Source organism: Occultella aeris (assembly GCF_902703175.1).
GTDB classification, from domain to species: domain Bacteria; phylum Actinomycetota; class Actinomycetes; order Actinomycetales; family Beutenbergiaceae; genus Occultella; species Occultella aeris.
In genome coordinates, this window is sequence record NZ_CACRYJ010000046.1 from 1 (window position 1) to 18395 (window position 18395).

Annotated in this window: 16 protein-coding genes; 13 read left to right on the forward strand and 3 right to left on the reverse strand. The window is 70.8% G+C overall.

What is annotated here, in order from left to right; translation table 11 throughout:
- The 3 genes from HALOF300_RS15015 to HALOF300_RS15025 all read left to right on the forward strand — a co-directional run.
- On the forward strand, positions 1 to 474 hold a 474-nt coding region (locus HALOF300_RS15015; RefSeq protein ID WP_156741746.1), incomplete at its 5' end, for a LuxR C-terminal-related transcriptional regulator.
- A gap of 49 nt (positions 475 to 523) precedes the next feature.
- Positions 524 to 1171 carry an SDR family oxidoreductase gene (locus HALOF300_RS15020; RefSeq protein WP_156741747.1) on the forward strand — a complete coding sequence of 216 codons (648 nt, stop codon included), beginning with the start codon at positions 524 to 526 and terminating at the stop codon, positions 1169 to 1171.
- A gap of 49 nt (positions 1172 to 1220) precedes the next feature.
- Positions 1221 to 1568 (forward strand): hypothetical protein, encoded by a 348-nt coding sequence (locus tag HALOF300_RS15025; RefSeq protein ID WP_156741748.1) that lies wholly within the window; start codon positions 1221 to 1223, stop codon positions 1566 to 1568.
- A 1-nt stretch (position 1569) separates the two neighbouring features.
- On the opposite strand, the gene HALOF300_RS15030 is transcribed toward HALOF300_RS15025, so the two are convergent.
- A complete protein-coding gene (locus HALOF300_RS15030) occupies positions 1570 to 2562 on the reverse strand; it encodes an aldo/keto reductase (protein WP_197522587.1) in 993 nt (330 codons plus the stop codon).
- A gap of 76 nt (positions 2563 to 2638) precedes the next feature.
- On the opposite strand from HALOF300_RS15030, the gene HALOF300_RS15035 reads away from it, so the two are divergent.
- From HALOF300_RS15035 to HALOF300_RS15055, 5 genes are all read left to right on the forward strand, one after another.
- Positions 2639 to 3031, forward strand: a complete 393-nt coding sequence (locus HALOF300_RS15035) for a MerR family transcriptional regulator (RefSeq protein ID WP_156741749.1) — start codon at positions 2639 to 2641, stop codon at positions 3029 to 3031.
- A 143-nt stretch (positions 3032 to 3174) separates the two neighbouring features.
- On the forward strand, positions 3175 to 4368 hold the full coding sequence (locus tag HALOF300_RS15040; RefSeq protein WP_156741750.1) for a Fic family protein: 1194 nt from the start codon (positions 3175 to 3177) through the stop codon (positions 4366 to 4368).
- A gap of 56 nt (positions 4369 to 4424) precedes the next feature.
- Entirely contained in the window at positions 4425 to 4901 is a 477-nt protein-coding gene (locus HALOF300_RS15045) for a DUF456 domain-containing protein (protein WP_231955419.1), read from the forward strand.
- Positions 4902 to 4956: 55 nt separating this feature from the next.
- Positions 4957 to 7443 (forward strand): DNA helicase PcrA, encoded by a 2487-nt coding sequence (gene pcrA / locus HALOF300_RS15050; RefSeq protein WP_156741751.1) that lies wholly within the window; start codon positions 4957 to 4959, stop codon positions 7441 to 7443.
- Positions 7444 to 7484: 41 nt separating this feature from the next.
- On the forward strand, positions 7485 to 9035 hold the full coding sequence (locus HALOF300_RS15055) for a hypothetical protein (protein WP_156741752.1): 1551 nt from the start codon (positions 7485 to 7487) through the stop codon (positions 9033 to 9035).
- Positions 9036 to 9063: 28 nt separating this feature from the next.
- Here HALOF300_RS15055 and HALOF300_RS15060 read toward each other — a convergent pair whose 3' ends face one another.
- Positions 9064 to 9948: a GNAT family N-acetyltransferase gene (locus HALOF300_RS15060; RefSeq protein WP_197522588.1), complete on the reverse strand. Its 885-nt coding sequence runs from the start codon at positions 9946 to 9948 to the stop codon at positions 9064 to 9066.
- 161 nt (positions 9949 to 10109) lie between these two features.
- Entirely contained in the window at positions 10110 to 11801 is a 1692-nt protein-coding gene (locus HALOF300_RS15065; protein WP_156741753.1) for an alpha/beta hydrolase, read from the reverse strand.
- Between the two features lie 214 nt (positions 11802 to 12015).
- On the opposite strand from HALOF300_RS15065, the gene HALOF300_RS15070 reads away from it, so the two are divergent.
- The 5 genes from HALOF300_RS15070 (at position 12016) to sucD (ending at position 18268) form a co-directional block, all read left to right on the forward strand.
- Positions 12016 to 13530 carry a PQQ-binding-like beta-propeller repeat protein gene (locus HALOF300_RS15070; RefSeq protein ID WP_156741754.1) on the forward strand — a complete coding sequence of 505 codons (1515 nt, stop codon included), beginning with the start codon at positions 12016 to 12018 and terminating at the stop codon, positions 13528 to 13530.
- A 71-nt stretch (positions 13531 to 13601) separates the two neighbouring features.
- On the forward strand, positions 13602 to 13985 hold the full coding sequence (locus HALOF300_RS15075) for a YciI family protein (protein ID WP_156741755.1): 384 nt from the start codon (positions 13602 to 13604) through the stop codon (positions 13983 to 13985).
- Between the two features lie 108 nt (positions 13986 to 14093).
- On the forward strand, positions 14094 to 16046 hold the full coding sequence (locus HALOF300_RS15080) for an acyltransferase family protein (RefSeq protein WP_156741756.1): 1953 nt from the start codon (positions 14094 to 14096) through the stop codon (positions 16044 to 16046).
- A 113-nt stretch (positions 16047 to 16159) separates the two neighbouring features.
- Complete coding sequence (gene sucC / locus HALOF300_RS15085) at positions 16160 to 17335, forward strand: ADP-forming succinate--CoA ligase subunit beta (RefSeq protein ID WP_154793005.1); 1176 nt, start codon at positions 16160 to 16162, stop codon at positions 17333 to 17335.
- Positions 17336 to 17377: 42 nt separating this feature from the next.
- The gene (sucD, locus tag HALOF300_RS15090) at positions 17378 to 18268 is read left to right on the forward strand and encodes a succinate--CoA ligase subunit alpha (protein WP_154793006.1); all 891 of its coding nucleotides are present in this window, start codon (positions 17378 to 17380) and stop codon (positions 18266 to 18268) included.
- The last annotated feature ends 127 nt before the right edge of the window (positions 18269 to 18395 follow it).

Genomic DNA, 18395 nt, shown 5'->3' on the forward strand with positions numbered 1-18395 from the left:
CAGGGTGGGGGTGGGGCGGAGGTGCTGGCCGGTTGCGCCGACGTGCTGGGCGACGTCACATTCCTCGCGCTGTCGGTCTCGGACGCCAGTGAGGACGTGGTCTCGGTGATCCGGGCCGGCGCGCGCGGGTACGTGACCAAGGCGATCAACGGAGCAGACCTGTCCGATGCGGTGCGTCGGGTGGCCTCCGGAGATGCGGTGTTCTCGCCGCGCCTGGCCGGATTCGTGCTGGACGCGTTCGGCACCGCTGCGGCGGACGTCGCCGTCACCGACGACGAGCTGGACCGGTTGTCCGCACGCGAGCAGGAGGTGATGCGCCTGATCGCCCGTGGGTACACCTACCGCGAGGTCGCCGGCGAGTTGTTCATCTCCATCAAGACCGTCGAGACGCACGTCTCCGCCGTGCTGCGCAAGCTGCAGCTCTCGTCCCGGCACGAGTTGACCCGCTGGGCCGCCGTGCGAAGGTTGCTGTAGCGGGCGCACCTCACCGCGCCCGGCGAGAAACCGAGACGAAGGTAGGAACATGTCCCTCATCGCGATCATCGGCGGCCACGGCAAGGTCGCGCTGCACCTGAGCCGGATCCTGGTCCAGGACGGGCACCGGGTCAGCTCGCTGATCCGCAACCCCGCGCACGCGGCGGACGTCGAGGCGACCGGGGCGACGGCGGTGGTCGCCGACGTGGAGAACCTGTCCGCCACGCAGATCTCCGAGTACCTCGCCGGACACGACGCCGTGGTGTGGTCAGCCGGTGCCGGCGGTGGCAACCCGGCCCGGACCTACGCCGTCGACCGTGATGCGGCGATCCGCTCGATGGATGCGGCCCAGCTGGTCGGCGTGCTGCGCTACGTGATGGTCTCCTACCAGGGCGCGCGCATCGATCACGGCGTCCCCGAGGGCTCCGGCTTCTTCGCCTACGCCGAGGCGAAGGCCGCCGCCGACGAGCACCTGCGCGGCACCGCGCTGGACTGGACGATCGTCGCGCCGGGTGCGCTCACCGACGAGCCGGGAACCGGGAACATCGCCGTGGACACCGACACCGGCGGCGTCGCGCGCGAGGACGTCGCGCGCGTGGTCGCGTTCGCCCTCGACGAGCCCCGCACGATCGGCCGGTTCGTCGGCTTCACCGGGGGCAGCACGCCGATCCCGCAGGCGCTCGCAGCCCTGGCCTGAGCTGGCGCCGATTGGCCCCGCGGAACCGTTCTGACGTAGTGTCAGCAACATGGACATCGTCTACGGGATCCTGCTCGTCCTGCACCTCATCGGCTGGGCCATCGTGCTCGGCGGCAGCCTCGCCGGCCTGAAGTCGGCGACGCTGTACAAGGGCACCGTGCACGGCATCCTCACCGCCCTGGTCACCGGCATCCTGATGGTCGGCCTTGCCTCCGCCGGCGTCGCGGGACATGACCCGAACAACATCAAGATCGGCGTGAAACTCGTCATCGCCCTCGTGGTGACCGGGCTCGTGATCTACGGCTCCCGGAACTCCGAGAAGGTCACCAAGGGTTACCTCGGTGGGATCGCCGGCCTCACCGTCGTCAACATCGCGATCGCGGTGCTCTGGAGCTGACTCACCAGGCCTCCTCGAGCCGACTCCGGAGTTCGGTCGGCAGGTACAGGCCCACGCCGGTCATCGCTGTCGCCAGTTGGTCGAGGTTGCTCACCCCGATCACCGGGGTGATCGCCGGGGTGCCGCCCGTCATCCAGGCGAGCACCACCTCACTGCGTGAGTGCCCGACGGCGTCGGCCACCTCCGCAAGTGCCTCCAGCCGGCGGGTGGTCCCCACGTGCACGAAGGCCTCCGAGACCGGCCGGTCCGCCCGTTCGTAGGTGCCGGCAATCAGCGGGCGGTAGGCCCAGATGTCCACGTCCGGATCGGACGCCGCGTAGTCGAGGGCCTCGTCGGTGACCCATCCGAACCGGTGGTCGTGGTCGCGTCCGCGCACCATCGGCCGCGGCTGGAGGTAGCTGTAGCGCAACTGCAGTGCGGTCGGTCCGGCGGTGCCGAGCCCGGCAGCGATGCCACGGGCGCGCTCGGTGCGCCACAGGGCGGTGTTCGAGTGCCCGAGCCGACCGACCTTCCCCTCGGTGACGAGGGAACCGAACGCGGCGACGTTGTCCGCCTGTGCCACGTCCCGGTCGTCGCGGTGGGCCCAGTACAGGTCGATGTGCTCGATGCCCATCCGGCGCAGGCTCTGCTCGGCGACGTCCCGGATAACCTGTGGGGCGAGTCCCTCGGAGACCTCGGGCCAGCTGTTCGGCGTGAGGCACTCGCACCCGACCTTCGTGGCGATCCGGACCCGGTCCCGGACGCCGGGACGCGCGGCCAGCCACCGCCCCAGGAGTTCCTCGCTCTGACCGCCGTACCCGCTCGGGTCGGCCCAGAACGCGTAGCAGTCGGCGGTGTCGATCCAGACGCCGCCGGCATCGACGTAGGCGTCCAGGATGTCGAAGGAGGTGGGCTCGTCGATGGTGGTCCCGAACAACATGGCGCCGAGCGCGACGCGCGGCTGGGTTTGCTCGAGGGGAGTGGTGGAGCCGGTGGGCGGTGTCGTTGGTGTCATGGAGCCACCCTCTGACCTGTAGCGCGCTATAGGTCAAGCCCTTGATCGAGGGACTTCCGCGGCGCACGATGGACCCGTGGCCACCTACACACCTGCCGAGACCGAGGCCCGCAGCGGATTCAGCATCGGGACCCTGCGCTACTACGAACGGGTCGGGTTGCTCTACGACATCGCCCGCGATACGAGCGGGCGGCGTGTGTTCACCGACCGGGACCTCGAGTGGTTGGAGATCCTGCGCTGCCTGCGTGACACCGGGATGCCGATCGCCCAGATGCAGCGGTACGCCGACCTGACCGTCAACGACGGTTCCGTCGACGAGCGCCTGGAGATCCTCCGTCAGCACGACGACGCGGTGACCGAGCAGATGGCGCAATTGCGTCGCTGGCGGCGGCACCTGCGGGACAAGATCGCCTACTACGAGGGCGTCCAGGAGCAGGCGCCGCCCGGACCCGATGCACCCTCAGAGTGAGTGCACTCCGGGACCGAGCATGGCTGCCGGGCAGATCTCGGCCAGGTTCTCTTGCATCAATCTCCGACAAGCCACATGCTTATTTGAGGTTAGCGGTACAACATCCAATAAGGCCGCTCGTTGTTGGAGGATCTGGAGGCGTCATGCCATGGCCACCGGTGGCCTGGGAGGAACACAACTGGGTGCCCTCCGACTCCGGCCTGCTCTCACGTCGCATGACGCGGGCCAACAACGGCGCGTACCGGTCAGCGGTGCCCCCCGGCATCACTGCGCTCGACGTCGCCATCCCGGCCGAGGTGCAGACCGACGCCGAAGAGGCGGCCCTGGAGATCTCCAGGTTCGACTCCGAGGCCCAACACGTGCTCGGCGACGCCGAGATCGCCCCCATCGGTGCCGTCCTCATGCGCAGCGAATCCGCGGCATCCTCACAGATCGAGAACCTCACGGTCGGAGCACGCCAGCTCGCCCTGGCCGAGCTCGGGGAGGAGTCCAGTGCCAACGCCCGGATCGTGTCAGCCAACGTCGCGGCGATGGCAGCAGCCACCGACCTCGCTGGTGACCTCAGCGAGACCGCGGTGCTGGCCATGCATGCTGCACTGATGGTGCACCAGCCGCGGGTCGCCCCGGGGCGGTGGCGCAGCGAACAGGTGTGGATCGGCGGTACTGACGCCGGCCCGCACCAGGCGTCGTTCGTCCCGCCACACCATGGCTTGGTGCCGGCGGCCATGGCCGACCTGATGACATTCGCAACCCGAGCCGACCTGCCCACGCTCCCGCACGCGGCCCTCGCGCACGCTCAGTTCGAGACCATCCACCCGTTCCCCGACGGCAACGGGCGCACCGGCCGCGCACTCATCCACGCCATGGTCCGCCGGGCCGGGCTGACCCGACGCATGACGGTCCCGATCTCCGCAGGTCTGCTCGCCGACACCGGGACCTACATCGAGGCGCTCACCGCCTACCGCGGCGGCGACATCGTCCCGATCATCGGCGAGATCACCAACGCCACATTCCGCGCCGTCTCCAATGGGCGAACGCTCCTGAGCGACCTGGCCGACATCCACGGCCGGTGGCTCGAGACGATCACCGCCCGCAGAGGCGCTGCCGTCTGGCGCGCAGCCGACCTGCTCATCGGGCAGCCGGTCGTGACGGTTCGGTTCGTTCAGCACCGGCTCGGCGTCGACTTCAACACCGCGCAGAAGGCACTCGACCGCCTCGAGGCCGCGAGCGTCGTGAGCCAGACCGTGGTTGGCCGAAAGCGCAACCGCACCTGGCACGCAAGGGAGATCACACAGGCTCTCGACGCCTTCGCCGAGCGAGCGGGCCGCCGCGGCTGACCCCGCCACGAGGTCGTCCATGAGCAGGCGCCGCCCGAACCCGGCACACTGACCGGGTGAGTGCACTCGAGGTCATCTGCGCCCTGATCATGGTGGTCGGCCTGTTCGGCGTGGTCGTCCAGGTCCTGCCGGGCTCCTTGATCGTGCTCGGCGCCGTGCTCATCTGGGCGATCGCCACCGGCGGCGGCGCCTGGTGGGTGTTCGTGATCGGGGCGCTGGCCGTAGTGGCCGCGGGCGTGGGCAAGTACCTGCTCGCCGGACGCGGGCTGAAGCGGGCCGGCGTGCCGAACTCGACGCTGATCTGGGGCGGGATCGCCGGCGTGGTCGGGTTCTTCGTGGTGCCGGTGATCGGTCTCCCGCTGTTCTTCGTGCTCGCGGTGTTCCTCGCCGAGTGGATCCGCCTGCGGGACCTGGCGCCCGCCTGGTCCTCCACGAAGTCGGCGTTGAAGGCCACCGGTGTGACGATCCTCGTGGAACTCGCCGGCGCGATGGTCGCGATCGGTGCCTGGGTCGTGGCCCTGATCGTCACCTGATCGAGTGGACGCCTCGTTCACCGGTGTCGGCGGTGACGCCTAGTCTTGAGGTGCCATGACCTCACTGTTCGACAACCTCCCGCTGCCCGGTCTGTCCGCGTCCGCCGACGCCCACCTGCCCCGGGTGATGCCACCACGCGACCCGGATGCGCAGGCATCCCCCGACGGTCGAGACGCCAACGGCGAGAACGGGCCGGGCTCGCTCGCCGCCGAGGCCCTGTTGGACGGACTGAACCCGCAGCAGCGTGCGGCCGTGGTGCACGAGGGTGGGCAGCTGCTGATCATCGCCGGGGCAGGTTCGGGCAAGACCCGGGTGCTGACCCACCGGATCGCGTACCTGCTCGCGACCGGTCGCGCGCGCACCGGCGAGATCCTCGCGATCACGTTCACGAACAAGGCCGCGGCCGAGATGCGCGAGCGGGTCAGCGAGCTCGTGGGACCCCGCGCCCGGAACATGTGGGTCTCCACGTTCCACTCCGCGTGTGTGCGCATCCTGCGTCGTGAGGCCAAGACCCTCGGGCTGCGCTCCAACTTCTCGATCTACGACGCCGCGGACTCCCAGCGGCTGATGCTCCTGGTCTGCCGCGAGCTCGACCTGGACCCGAAGCGGTTCCCCCCGAAGGCGTTCTCGAACCGGGTCTCCGATCTCAAGAACGAACTCGTCGACCCGGACGACTACGCGAGGACGGTCGGGGACTCCAACCCGTTCGAGCAGAACCTGGCCGCGGCGTACCGCCTCTACAACGAGCGGTTGCGCCAGGCGCACGCCCTCGACTTCGACGACCTGATCATGACGACCGTGAACCTGCTCCAGGCGTTCCCGGCCGTCGCCGAGCACTACCGGCGCCGGTTCAGGCACATCCTCGTCGACGAGTACCAGGACACGAACCAGGCCCAGTACATGCTGGTGCGCGAGCTGGCCGGGGTCCCGCTGGACCCGTCCGAGGGCGCCGCTGGCGCCGAGGCGAACGACAACGACCTGCCGACGGCGGAACTCACCGTCGTCGGTGACGCGGACCAGTCCATCTACGCGTTCCGCGGCGCGACGATCCGCAACATCGTCGAGTTCGAGAGCGACTACCCGGACGCGACGACGGTCCTGCTCGAGCAGAACTACCGCTCCACCCAGACCATCCTGAGCGCCGCCAACGCCGTCATCTCCCGCAACCCGGACCGCCGGGCGAAGAACCTCTGGACCGACAGCGGCTCCGGCCCGCAGATCATCGGGTACGTCGCGGACAGCGAGCACGAGGAGGCCCGGTTCATCGCCGAGGAGATCGACCGGCTCGGTGACTCCGACGGCGTCCGTCCCGGCGACGTGGCGATCTTCTACCGGACGAACGCCCAGTCCCGGGCCCTGGAGGAGGTCCTGATCCGCGTCGGGCTGCCGTACAAGGTGGTCGGTGGCACCAGGTTCTACGAGCGCCGCGAGGTCAAGGACGCGATCGCCTACCTGCGGGCTATCGCCAACCCGGATGACGCGATCAACCTGCGCCGGATCCTGAACGTCCCCAAGCGCGGCGTGGGGGACCGGGCCGAGGCTATGATCACGGCGCACTCCGAGCGGGAGCGGATCTCGTTCGGTGCCGCGATCTCGGACGCCGAGAACGTGATCGGCCTCGCGACCAGGTCGCTGACCGCGGTCCGCGGCTTCGCGACCCTGATGAGCGGCCTGCGGGAACTCGCCGCCGGCGGCGCCTCGCCGGCGGAGGTCCTCGACGCGGCACTGGACCGGTCCGGCTATCTCGCCGAGCTGCGCGCGAGCGACGACCCGCAGGACGCCTCCCGCGTGGAGAACCTCGCCGAGCTGCATGCCGTCGCCACGGAGTTCTCCGAGAGCGACCCGGAGGGCGACCTTGGCGACTTCCTCGAGCGGGTCGCTCTGGTCGCGGACACCGACCAGATCCCCGACGACGACGACGATCGCGGCGTGGTCACCCTGATGACAGTCCACACCGCGAAGGGGCTGGAGTTCCCGGTGGTCTTCGTCACCGGTCTCGAGGACGGCACGTTCCCGCACCAGCGTTCCCTCGCGGACGAGACGGAACTCGCCGAGGAGCGCCGGCTCGCGTACGTCGCGCTGACCCGGGCGCGGCAGCGGCTGTACCTGTCCCGGGCGGCGGTCCGGACGGCGTGGGGGATGCCCAACGAGTTGCCAGCCAGCCGGTTCATCGCGGACATCCCCGAGGAGCTGATGGACTGGAAGCGCCGCGAGTCGTCGATGGCTGCTCTACGGGGCGGATCCTTCACCGGCGGGTACCGGAACCGCGGGGACGGTGGCCGCGGCGGGTCCCGCGGGCCGTCGGCGCCACCGGTCCGCACCACCCGCGCGGGGGCGGACACGCCGTCGTTCGGCTCGGCGAAGCCCCGAGCCGACGCACCGTCGGTGGACGTCGGTGACCGGGTGACCCACGACGCCTACGGCATGGGCCGGGTGATCGCCGTCGAGAGCACCGGCGCCAACGCGGTCGCGAAGATCGACTTCGGATCCAGCGGGACGAAGCGGCTGCTGCTGCGATATTCGCCGGTGACCAAGCTCTGAATCGTCGCCACGATCGAGTGCGCCGCTAGTACCCTCCGATGGTGGCGTGGTGGGCGTACCTGATCGGCGGTGGCCTGGTCATCCTTGCGGGTGTCGTCTGCGGCATCGTCTTCGCCATCTGGCGTACTCGCAGTGCAGCGCGTGCGGAGTCCCGGATTCGGGCGGGTCGTCACGCGGCCGTCGCAGTGATGGTCCTGACCGATCAGTTGCGTCGTGGTCGCGCGTTCGGGGACGGCCGCGACATCCGGATGTCCGGTCGAGGGGTCGCCTACGTCGTGGACCGGTCGGAGCTGTCGACCGCGGCTGTCCGTCGCGATCAGATCGACGACCAACTGGCGGAGTTCGCGCAGTTACGCGGACTCACGGACGAGGACGGGACACACATCTTCGTGGGGCCACCGGACGCGTGGGCGCCGGCCTACGAGTCGCTGGTCTGCGCTTCCGTCCCACGTCTGGGACGCCTGCGGGTTCTGGGGTTGGCGATGCCCCGCGCGGCACTGATCACAGGCGTCGTCGCCTTGGCCCTGGCCGGCGTGTTCCAGGCCATCTGGTGGACCGGACACGACCAGGTCGCGACCGTGATCAGCATCGGGCTGGACGAGGAGGGGTACGGGCTGTGTCAGGTCGCCTGGGAGGACGCCGGCCGGACCGAGGAGACGATCGTCGACTGTTACGAACCCCTGCCGTCGGCTGGCGATCACCTCACCGTTCGGGTGCTGCCCTGGCCCTTCCGTGGTGAGGCCCTCGACCACGAGGGTTCGTACGAGGGCCTCACCTCCGTGACCGCAGGACCGGCCCTGGCGCTGCTCGGCACAGCCGTCGGAGTGGGCCTGGCCAGAGCGATCCGACGGCCGGTGCGCCTCCAGCGCACCGTGGGTGTGGAGTCAGAGCCGGCCACACCAGATGGGCAGGACCTACAGTCGGCGCGCTCCGGCGCCGGGTCGGTAGTCGCACCGCCCGGTGGAGCGAGACCGGTGGAACTCGGAGATCTGACCATTCGGGAACTGATCCGGCGGGTCGGCGTGCTTGAGGGCTGGGCGGACGAGGCCGATGCGGCACCGTCGCCACCGACGGCCTGGCAGTTCGCAGGGGAGGCCGCCCGGTCCCCGATCTGGTGGGTCCTGGTGCCGCTCCTGGCACTGGCGGGGCTGGCGGACGACATGCCCATGGGCGTGCGTCTGGCGATCGTGGTGATCGCGGGGGTTGTGCTGGTGTGGACGATCATCAGGACAGCGCGGTCGTGGTTCATCTTGCGCGAGGTTGCCGCCCAGCCGATCACCAGCGAATGGGACTACCTGGTCTTCCGAAGCGTGGCAGGCGAGTGGTTCCTCTTCCTCGTGCTCGGTCAGACCCCGTATTGGGCCATCGGGCTCCCGGAGCGTCGCCATCCGATCATGGCCGGACGTTGTGGGGTCCGAGGCACGCTGTTCGAGGGAAGCGCCGTGAACCTCGTGATCGATGACGAGATCTGGGTGCCGACCGGCCCGGTCATGCGCGAGGACGACGAGTCCCGCGCCCTCCTGCGTGAGGACCTCACCGCGCGCCTCGAGCCTGCGACACCCCCGGCGCCAGGACCGTCGGCCCGGTCGTGAGAGTCGTTTCGCGCCCGTTCGGTGCCGATCAGGCCGGCGAGATGCCCAGGTTCGCCATGTCGGCGACGCGTCGGTAGCCGATCGCCTCGTAGATCCTGTTCGAGGTGGGGTTGGCCTGGTCGGTGAACAGGCACATCCGCACCCCGTCGGCCAGGCCACTGTCGGTCAGTTCGGCGACGACGTGGGAGGCGATCCCGCGGCCGCGGTCGGCCTTGGGTGTGTAGACCGGCGCGATCCGGACGACCCCGAACGCGGGCGGGCTGGTCCCGGTCAGATGCACGGGTCTGCCGTCCGGATCGGTGAACAGCCAGAACCCGCCCGCCGTGATCGCGCGGCGGACACGATCCGGGTCGGGACCGAAGCCACGGTCCGGAACCCGACCGGCCTGCTCCTGCGCGTCGCGGTGGAACGCCGCGTACCAGTCCAGGACGAGTTCGGCGTCCGGGACCTCCGCCCGCCGCAGCAGCCCGGGCACCTCGCGCGGCCGGACCACCTCAATGCACTCGAACAGCCGGGTGTGCTGGGCGATCGCCGAGGCCCCACCCCAGAGGCGCACGGTCTCGTCGGCGAAGACCCGGGCCGCCGGAAGTGCCCCGTTGCAGCCGCCGGGATGTTCGCCACGGTCCCGCAGCGATCCTGCAAGAAGGCGAGCAGCGGCGTCCGGCATCGGCAGCACGAACACCGGATACGGTGGCTGCGCAGCGGTGCGCATGGCGAGCCCGATGACCGTGTCACCGTCGGTCACGGTCGCCCACCAGCACGGGCGGGCCGGGGCTGGAACGCCGGCGGCCCGGTCACCGGCGGCGCGTTCGGTCGTCGTGGCGACCACGCTGCCGACCACCGGGTCCCCGGCCAGCATCGGGCGGGCATTCGCGAGGAACTCAGCCGGATCGGTGTGGAACGTGACCTTCACAGGACCGACTGTAGGACGGGCAGGCGCGGCGCGGCAGGGCACATCTGCCGACCGGCGCCGTCACCCTCGATCGTGCCCGGCGCAACCGCTGCCGACGGCGAGGCGGTGCACCCGGGTGCACCGCCCCGCCGTCGGGCCGGGTCTTGCTTCCTTCCGGTCCGTCAGCCGACCGGGATCGTCGCCGGCACCTGCTCCTGCGCTGCCGCCGTGAACGGCGCGAGATCCTGCTCGCAGGTCGCCCCGTCGGTGGCCTCGAGGTGGATCAGGTAGTTCGTGATCGCCGCGTCGGCGCACGCGCTCGGGGTGGCCAGGGTGGTGTGTCCGTAGCCCTCGACGGTGAGCATCCGGGCGTCGCGCCACAGGTCCGCATACGGCTGCGTGAACGCGTACGGCGTCGCCGGGTCATAGCGGGTCCCGATGACCAGCACCGGGGCGTCGGTGCCCTGCTCCCACGGGCCCGTGTACCGGTCCTCGTCGGCCACCGGCGTGAACTCGCACTGGATGCCGACCCAAGCCCTGGCGGTGCCGAAGTGCGGTGCCTCCGCCTCCGCCGCGGCCGCCTGCGCCGGGTAGTCGAGCGCGGTGCCGGGGTGCTCCCCGTCGACGCACATGCTCGCCAGCGCACCGCCCATCGAGGGGTAGTCCTCGAGGATCCCGACCCGGCGGAGCAGGTCCTGGATCGAGTCGTTCCCGAGCGAGTCCTCCTGCGCGGACAGGGTGCCAGGTTGTTCGGGGACCGGGACCAGCGAGGCCAGCGCGGCAGCGAGGTCCGCCCAGCCGGCCGGCGCGTACAGCGACGAGAAGATCGTGGTGACGGCGTCGTCGTAGCCGATCGTGACGGTGGTCCCGTCGCCCAGCGGCACCTCGACGGGCTCGGCCTGCAACTGCGCGAACAGGTCATCCATCACCTGCTCCGGGTCACCAAGGGCGGCCAGTGCGCAGCCCTGCGGTCCGGCCTCGGCGCACAGGCGCAGGAACTGCCCATAGGTTTCGCTCGCGGCGACCGCCTGACCGGTCCGGCGTCCGATGCTCCGGTCGTCACCCAGGCCCGTGTAGGCCTCCGGGTCCATCGTGCCGTCCAGCACCAGGGCGCGGATCCGGTCCGGGAACAGGGCCCCGTACGTCGCGCCGAGGTAGGTGCCGTAGGAGTAGCCGAGGTAGTTCAGCTCCGTGTCGCCCACAGCCTGACGCAGCAGATCCAGGTCCCGGGCCACGTTGGCCGTGGAGGACGTGGCGATCCGGTCACCGGAGATCGCGGTGCACGAGGCACCGGCCACGGCCCAGGACCCGATGAACCGCGCCTCCTGCTGGGGGCCGACCGGGAACGCCTCGAGGTTCGAGGTCCATCGGGCTTCCGCGTCGGCGTTGCGGAAACAGGTCACCGGGTCGGAGAGCCCCACACCGCGTGGATCGAAGCCGATGATGTCGAACCGGGCGCGCAGCTCGGGTCCGTACGCCTGCGGGCCGAGCGCCTGGAGGTTCGCCACCCCGGGACCGCCCGGGCCGCCGAAGTTCAGGAACAGCGAGCCGATCCGCTGCTCCGGGTCGGTGGCCGGAAGCCGGGTCAGCGCGATCGTAGTGGTCGGGCCGTACGGGTCGTCGTAGTCGCTGGGCACCTCGGCGCTCGCGCACTCGAAGCCCTCCAGCCCCTCGCCGCAGTCCTCCCAGACGAGGTCCGGGATCGGTGCTTCCACCTGCGCGGCGTCGGCCGGCGGTGGGGTGGGCCCGGCGCCCGCGGACGGGGACGCCCCGGCGGCTGTGGCGCCGCCGAGCAGGAGCCCGGCGGCCGCCAGCGCGGCGAACGCGGCGGTGCGTGATCGTGATGGTCTGAGGTCCCCCGTGATCTGTGTCATGCCGTCCTTGCTAACAGCGGAGCCGGGCCGCGGCAATGGCTGACGGCGTCTCGGAGGCGAGGTTCACCCGGGCGACGGAGGCGCCGGGCGCGCAGTCTCCCCCATGCGGAGGAGGGCGCTCCACCTCAAGGACCGGATCGCGGATCCGATGCTGCGGCCACGGTCGAGGTCTGCGAAAGTGGGGCGGCGAGCAGACATCGACGAGGGGGACAGCATGTCGACCAAGCGGGCCGACGTCCACGGGCCGGCCAGGTTCACCGGGCGCCTGCTCGCCGTCATCGGAGCGGGACTGCTGCTTGTGGCCGCCGGCTGCGCGGACTCCGATCCGCAGGGCTCGGAGGACCCCGGCGGTTCCGGTTCCACCGGGCCGACGAGCGACGCGGAGACCACAGATCCCGACCCTGCCGGCCCGACCACCGGGGACTGGGTCGAGGTGCCGCCGGGATCGGTCCTGCTGGCCTCGACCGTGGGAACCGCGGTGCTCGCGGTCGGCGCGGCAGTGCCGAGCGAGGCAGCCGGCGAGAGGGTCGACGGTGCGGTCACCACGACCCGCGACGTCGCAGCCTACGACGCCGCGGGGGCCGTCCGCTGGGAGTTCCCCGGAGTGGTCGAGGACTACTACGACCCGACCGTGGTGGCCACCACGTCCGGGGTGGCGCTGCTCTCACCGGAGGATGGCGGCACCCGGCTGACCCTGGTCGACTGGGCTACCGGCGAGGAGGTCTGGAGCTTGGGCCCGGACGATCTCGGCGGGTGCCGGCAGTGGCGCTTCACGGACCTGCCCGAATCGGACGTGATCGCGTTGACCTCGGACGGCCCGCCCTGCCCGGGCACCGAACCCGACCGCGCCGGCGTGGTCACGATCGACGCCGCCACCGGGGCCACCCGGGACGCCTACCTGCCCAGCGCCGGCACGATCACCACCGTCCTCGCTCCGGCGACGGCGGAGGTGTGGAGCGTCGAGCTCACCGACACCGCGCTCACCGTGCAGCGCTTCGACCCCGCGAGCGGCGCGGTGGACGCCCGCGCGTTCGGGTGGGACGCCGAGCACGCGGCGGAGTTGCGCGCCCTGAGCGCCCACGAGCACAACCGGATCGAACAGGTCGGCCCAGACCTCGCCGTCGTCCAGCGTTGGGGCGGGGAGGGCCTGGTCGCCTCCTACCTGATGGACTGGACCACGGAGATCCCCGGGTTCACCTCGGGCGACGCCGTCGGCCCGTGCTTCGGCGAGGCGCTCGCCGCGAGGGACGTACCGTCCGCCGGGTGCCTCGCCCAGGACCTCGGTACCGACGATCCGCCCCTCACCTCGGCCGGCTTCGACGGCACCACCCGCTGGGAGATGCCCGGGAGCGCGGGACTGACGATGGAGGTCCCGGCCCGGGTGACCCCGGTGCACGTGGGCCAGGACCGGGCGTGGGTCGTCTCCACCGGGTCGGACCTGCTCACCGCGGTCGACGTCGAGACCGGTAAGACGCTCTGGGTGGTAGGCGCCGGGGAGGGTGCCGGCGAGATCAGCCAGGGCTACCTCGCCGAGGGTCGCGTACTCGTCGCGGCGGTCGCCGGCGCCGCGGGCGGTCCCGGCGAGGTGGTCCGCGTCGACGTTGCGACCGGTGCCGAACTGGATCGGCACGACTATCCCGGCGGTTGGGTCTCGAGCACGGATACCGCGGCGGTCGTGACCGGCGCCGAAGCCGCCCTGCTCACGGTCGTCATCGAATCCGTCGGCTGAGACTGTCGATCCGTGTGCGTCCCGGCCGTCATCACTGCTGAGAGCCCATCACCGACCGAGAGGCCAAACCGATGAAATTCCTGGTGCTGATGACCGAGGCGGAGCACTTCGACCGCTGGGATGCCAGCGACGACGCGGCGCAGCAGGCCGTGCTGGACGCCTATGCACGGTTCACCGACGCCGTCCGCGCCCGTGGCGCCGTCCTCTACGGTGACGCCCTCGCCCGCCCCGAGCAGGCCCGGACGCTGCAGCCGGGTGACGGCGAACACCGGCCGGTCACGGAGGGGGCGTACGTGGAGTCCGTCGAGCAACTGGGTGGTTTCTACGTCGTCGAGGCACCGGATCTCGCCGGCGTGACCGAGGCAGCGCGGCAGCTGCCGCGGGAGTACACGATCGAGATCCGGCCGTTGCTGGACGTGTACCAGGGGGTGACCTGGCCGCTTCGGGCCGGGTGAGCACGGACCGGACCGATTCGGCGCATCGCCGAGAACGGTCCGGCCGGAACCGCGTGCCGCGCCCTAGGCTCGGTCCGAACGAAGAGGCGAGCCGGACCGGAGGAGATCGTGAGCGTTGACGCGCCCAGCGCGCCCAGCCGTGAGCAGGTCGACTCGGGTGACCCTGCACAGGCCCTGCGCACCGGCCGGATCGACGGGCTCGACGGCGTGCGTGCCCTGGCGATCATCGCCGTCCTGATCTTCCACCTGCGCCCCCTGAGCCTGCCCGGCGGGTACCTCGGCGTCGACGTGTTCTTCGTGATCTCCGGGTTCCTGATCACCACCCTGCTCGTGCGGGAACTGCGCGGGAACCGGCGCATCGACCTGCGCCGGTTCTGGACCCGGCGCGCGCGCCGGCTGCTGCCCGCGCTCGTGGTCGTGGTGTTCGCGACGGTCTCGCTGGCGGTGTTCGCGGGCGGAGACCTGCTCGTCAACATCGGCCGGCAGGTGACCGGTGCCCTCACGTTCTCCAACAACTGGCTGGAGATCGGCGCCGGCTCCAGTTACTTCAACGCCACCTCGCCGCAGTTGTTCGTGAACTTCTGGTCCCTGGCCGTTGAGGAGCAGTTCTACCTGTTCTGGCCACTGCTGTTCACGGTGATCATGGCGATCACCAGGACCGGCCGGCAGCGCGTGGGAGTCCTGCTCGCGCTCGCGGCCGCATCCGCGCTCGCCATGGCCGTGCTGTACACCCCGGGCCAGGACGCCACCCGCGTCTACTACGGCACCGACACCCACGCGTTCGGCCTGATGATCGGCGCCGCGCTCGCGGTCAGCGCCGCCGGGCAGTCCTGGAACCTGCTCGCCACCCGGTTCTGGCGACGGGGCCGCGTGTTCATCGCGCTCGCGGCACTGGCCGGCCTGATCGCACTGATGCTCTGGATGGACCCGAGCCGCCCGGTCGCCTACCGGGGCGGAATCCTGGCGGCCTCCCTGCTCACCGCGGCGATCGTCGGCGCACTGCCCGGGCCGACCACGGTGCTCACCGCGGTGTTCTCGCTGCGTCCGCTCGCCTGGATCGGGGAGCGCTCGTACGGCATCTACCTGTGGCACTGGCCCGTGATCCTGCTGATCGCCGCGTTCGCACCCCCGGTCGGCATGGACACCCCCGGGCACTGGGTGCAGCGCGGCCTGGCCGTGCTGGCGACGCTCGTGATCGCTGCGGTCTGCTACCGGTGGATCGAGAACCCGATCCGGGAGCTGGGCTTCCGGGAGGCGAGCCGCCGCGCGCTGGATGCGATCGGCGCCCCGGGGCGCCTGACCGGTCCGCGGCTCGGCGTCGCCGCAAGCCTGGCCTGCGTGTCCCTGTTCACCGCAGCGCTCGCGACCGCACCGGACCGCTCCCAGGTGGAGATCGCCCTCGCGGACGCGGCCGCGATCGTCGAGGACACCGGGGCCGTCGCCAGCGAGGGCGTCGGGGACGACGAGGCGACGGCGCAGGGCGAGTCGGCCACCGACGGCACCGACGAGGCGGCCCCGGAGGCGCCGGCCACGGAGGCGCCGCCGGCCGCCGCGGAGGAGCCCGCTGCGCCACCCGAGGCGCTGGGGGAGCAGATCTCCGGATTCGGTGACTCGATGCTCTATGTGGCAGCACCCGGCCTGTCCGCAGACCTGCCGGGCATCGGCATCGACGCCCAGTCGAACCGGCAGTGGCCGGACGTCCTGGCGGCCATCCAGGCCGCCGTGGCGGCAGGCTCCGTGCGCGAGCACGTGGTGATCGCCGCGGGCACGAACGCCGGCGTGCGGGATCCGGACCTCGTCCGGGCGGCCCTCGACCTGCTCGGCCCGGACCGGTCCGTGGTGCTCGTGAACATCTATGGGTCGAGCAGCTGGGTGCCGGAGTCCAACCAGAACCTGGCCGACGTCGCCGCCGAGTACCCGAACGTGGCGGTGGCGGACTGGAACGCCGCGGCGACCGCGCATCCAGAGCAGCTCCAGCCGGACCTGATCCACCCGAACATGGACGGCATGTACCTGTTCTCGGACGTGGTCCAGGCCGCTCTGGCGACACTGACCGCCTGAGGTCGCGGTCGGGGGCATCGTCGGGCGCCTGCCCCGGTGCGCGGTACAGTTCGAGGGAAAGTCTCGATGTCGAGGCATCCGATGACAGCGGGCAATAGAAGGGCGCGACGCAGGTGGACCTGTTCGAATACCAGGCACGAGATCTGTTCGAGAAGCACGGCGTACCCGTGCTGGGCGGCATCGTCGCCACCACACCCGAGGAGGCCAGGGCCGCGGCGGAGCAGCTGCTCGGTGACTCCGGCGGGGTCGTGGTCGTCAAGGCGCAGGTGAAGATCGGTGGCCGCGGCAAGGCCGGCGGTGTCAAGGTGGCGAAGTCCGCGCAGGAGGCGGCCGACCGTGCGTCGGAGATCCTCGGCATGGACATCAAGGGCCACACCGTGCACCGGGTCATGATCGCCGCGGGCGCCGACATCGCGGAGGAGTACTACTTCTCCGTGCTGCTGGACCGCTCCGAGCGCCGCTACCTGGCCATGGCCAGCGTCGAGGGCGGCATGGAGATCGAGGAACTCGCGGTCGAGCGTCCGGAGGCGCTGGCCCGGGTGCCCGTCGACCCGCAGGTCGGGATCGACCAGGCCAAGGCCGATGAGATCGTCGCGGCCGCCGGCTTCGCCGCCGACGTCGCCCCGAAGGTCGCCGCCGCCATCCAGAAACTGTGGACCGTCTACCGCGAGGAGGACGCCACGCTGGTCGAGGTGAACCCGCTCGTCAAGACGGGCGCCGGGGACATCGTGGCGCTTGACGGCAAGGTCACCCTTGACACGAACGCCGACTTCCGGCACGCCGACCACGCCGAGCTCGAGGACAAGGCCGCTGCCGACCCGCTCGAGGCGAAGGCCAAGGCCGCCGGCCTCAACTACGTCAAGCTCGACGGCGAGGTCGGCATCATCGGCAACGGTGCGGGCCTCGTGATGAGCACCCTGGACGTCGTCGCCTATGCCGGGCAGGCGCACGGCGGCGTCAAGCCCGCCAACTTCCTCGACATCGGGGGCGGTGCCTCCGCCGCGGTGATGTCCGCCGGACTCGACGTCATCCTGAACGACCCGCAGGTCAAGAGCGTCTTCGTGAACGTCTTCGGTGGCATCACCGCCTGCGACGAGGTCGCGAACGGCATCGTGCAGGCCCTCGAGATCCTCGGCGACAAGGAGAACAAGCCGCTCGTCGTCCGCCTCGACGGCAACGCTGTGGAGGAGGGCCGGGCGATCCTCGCCCGCGCCGCCCACCCGCTGGTCACCGTCGTGGACACCATGGACGGCGCCGCCGACAAGGCCGCCGAACTGGCGAACAGCTGAGCCCCCGAGAACCTACGAGACGCAGAAGAGACAACTGAGAACATGGCGATCTTCCTCAACGAGACCTCGAAGGTCATCGTCCAGGGCATGACCGGGTCCGAGGGTCAGAAGCACACCACCCGGATGCTGGCCTCCGGCACCACCATCGTCGGCGGCGTGAACCCCCGCAAGGCCGGCACCGCCGTCGACTTCGACGTCGACGGCACCACCACCTCCGTGCCCGTGTTCGGCACGGTGGCCGACGCCGTCGCCACCACCGGCGCCGACGTGTCGGTGATCTTCGTCCCGCCCGCGTTCACCAAGGACGCGGTGATCGAGGCCATCGACGCCGGCGTGCCGCTCGTGGTCATCATCACCGAGGGCGTGCCGGTCGACGACACGGCGGTCTTCTACAACTACGCGGCCAGCAAGGGCGTGCGACTTGTCGGCCCGAACTGCCCCGGCCTGATCAGCCCCGGACGCTCGAACGTCGGCATCATCCCGGCGAACATCGCCGGCGCCGGCCCGATCGGGCTGGTATCCAAGTCCGGCACGCTCACCTACCAGATGATGTACGAACTCCGGGAGTTCGGATTCTCCACGGCCATCGGCATCGGCGGCGACCCGATCATCGGGACCACCCACATCGACGCCCTCGAGGCGTTCGAGGCGGACCCGGAGACCAAGGTCATCGTCATGATCGGTGAGATCGGCGGCGACGCCGAGGAGCGGGCCGCGGCCTTCATCGCCGAGCACGTCACGAAGCCCGTCGTCGGTTACGTGGCCGGCTTCACGGCCCCGGAGGGCAAGACGATGGGCCACGCCGGCGCGATCGTGTCCGGCTCGTCCGGCACCGCCGAGGCCAAGAAGGTGGCCCTCGAGGCCGCAGGCGTGAAGGTCGGCAAGACCCCGAGTGAGACCGCCGCGCTCGCGCGCGACCTGCTCGGCGGCTGAGCCCGCGGTCCGCGTGGGTGGTGCAGCACCAACGCTGCTCACGCGGACCACCGCACCTTCCCTGCCCTTTCATTTATAACAGAATTCGCGCGGCCTCATGAGGCGCGAATTTCCGATCTAAGGTGAC

What these genes read in the sequence shown, in the direction of transcription:
- HALOF300_RS15065 (WP_156741753.1), bottom strand. Translation starts at nt 11,801, where the DNA reads ATGACACAGATCACGGGGGACCTCAGACCATCACGATCACGCACCGCC.
- HALOF300_RS15025 (WP_156741748.1), top strand. Translation starts at nt 1,221, where the DNA reads ATGGACATCGTCTACGGGATCCTGCTCGTCCTGCACCTCATCGGCTGG.
- sucD (WP_154793006.1), top strand. Translation starts at nt 17,378, where the DNA reads ATGGCGATCTTCCTCAACGAGACCTCGAAGGTCATCGTCCAGGGCATG.
- HALOF300_RS15075 (WP_156741755.1), top strand. Translation starts at nt 13,602, where the DNA reads ATGAAATTCCTGGTGCTGATGACCGAGGCGGAGCACTTCGACCGCTGG.
- HALOF300_RS15070 (WP_156741754.1), top strand. Translation starts at nt 12,016, where the DNA reads ATGTCGACCAAGCGGGCCGACGTCCACGGGCCGGCCAGGTTCACCGGG.
- HALOF300_RS15030 (WP_197522587.1), bottom strand. Translation starts at nt 2,562, where the DNA reads ATGACACCAACGACACCGCCCACCGGCTCCACCACTCCCCTCGAGCAA.
- HALOF300_RS15020 (WP_156741747.1), top strand. Translation starts at nt 524, where the DNA reads ATGTCCCTCATCGCGATCATCGGCGGCCACGGCAAGGTCGCGCTGCAC.
- HALOF300_RS15040 (WP_156741750.1), top strand. Translation starts at nt 3,175, where the DNA reads ATGCCATGGCCACCGGTGGCCTGGGAGGAACACAACTGGGTGCCCTCC.
- pcrA (WP_156741751.1), top strand. Translation starts at nt 4,957, where the DNA reads ATGACCTCACTGTTCGACAACCTCCCGCTGCCCGGTCTGTCCGCGTCC.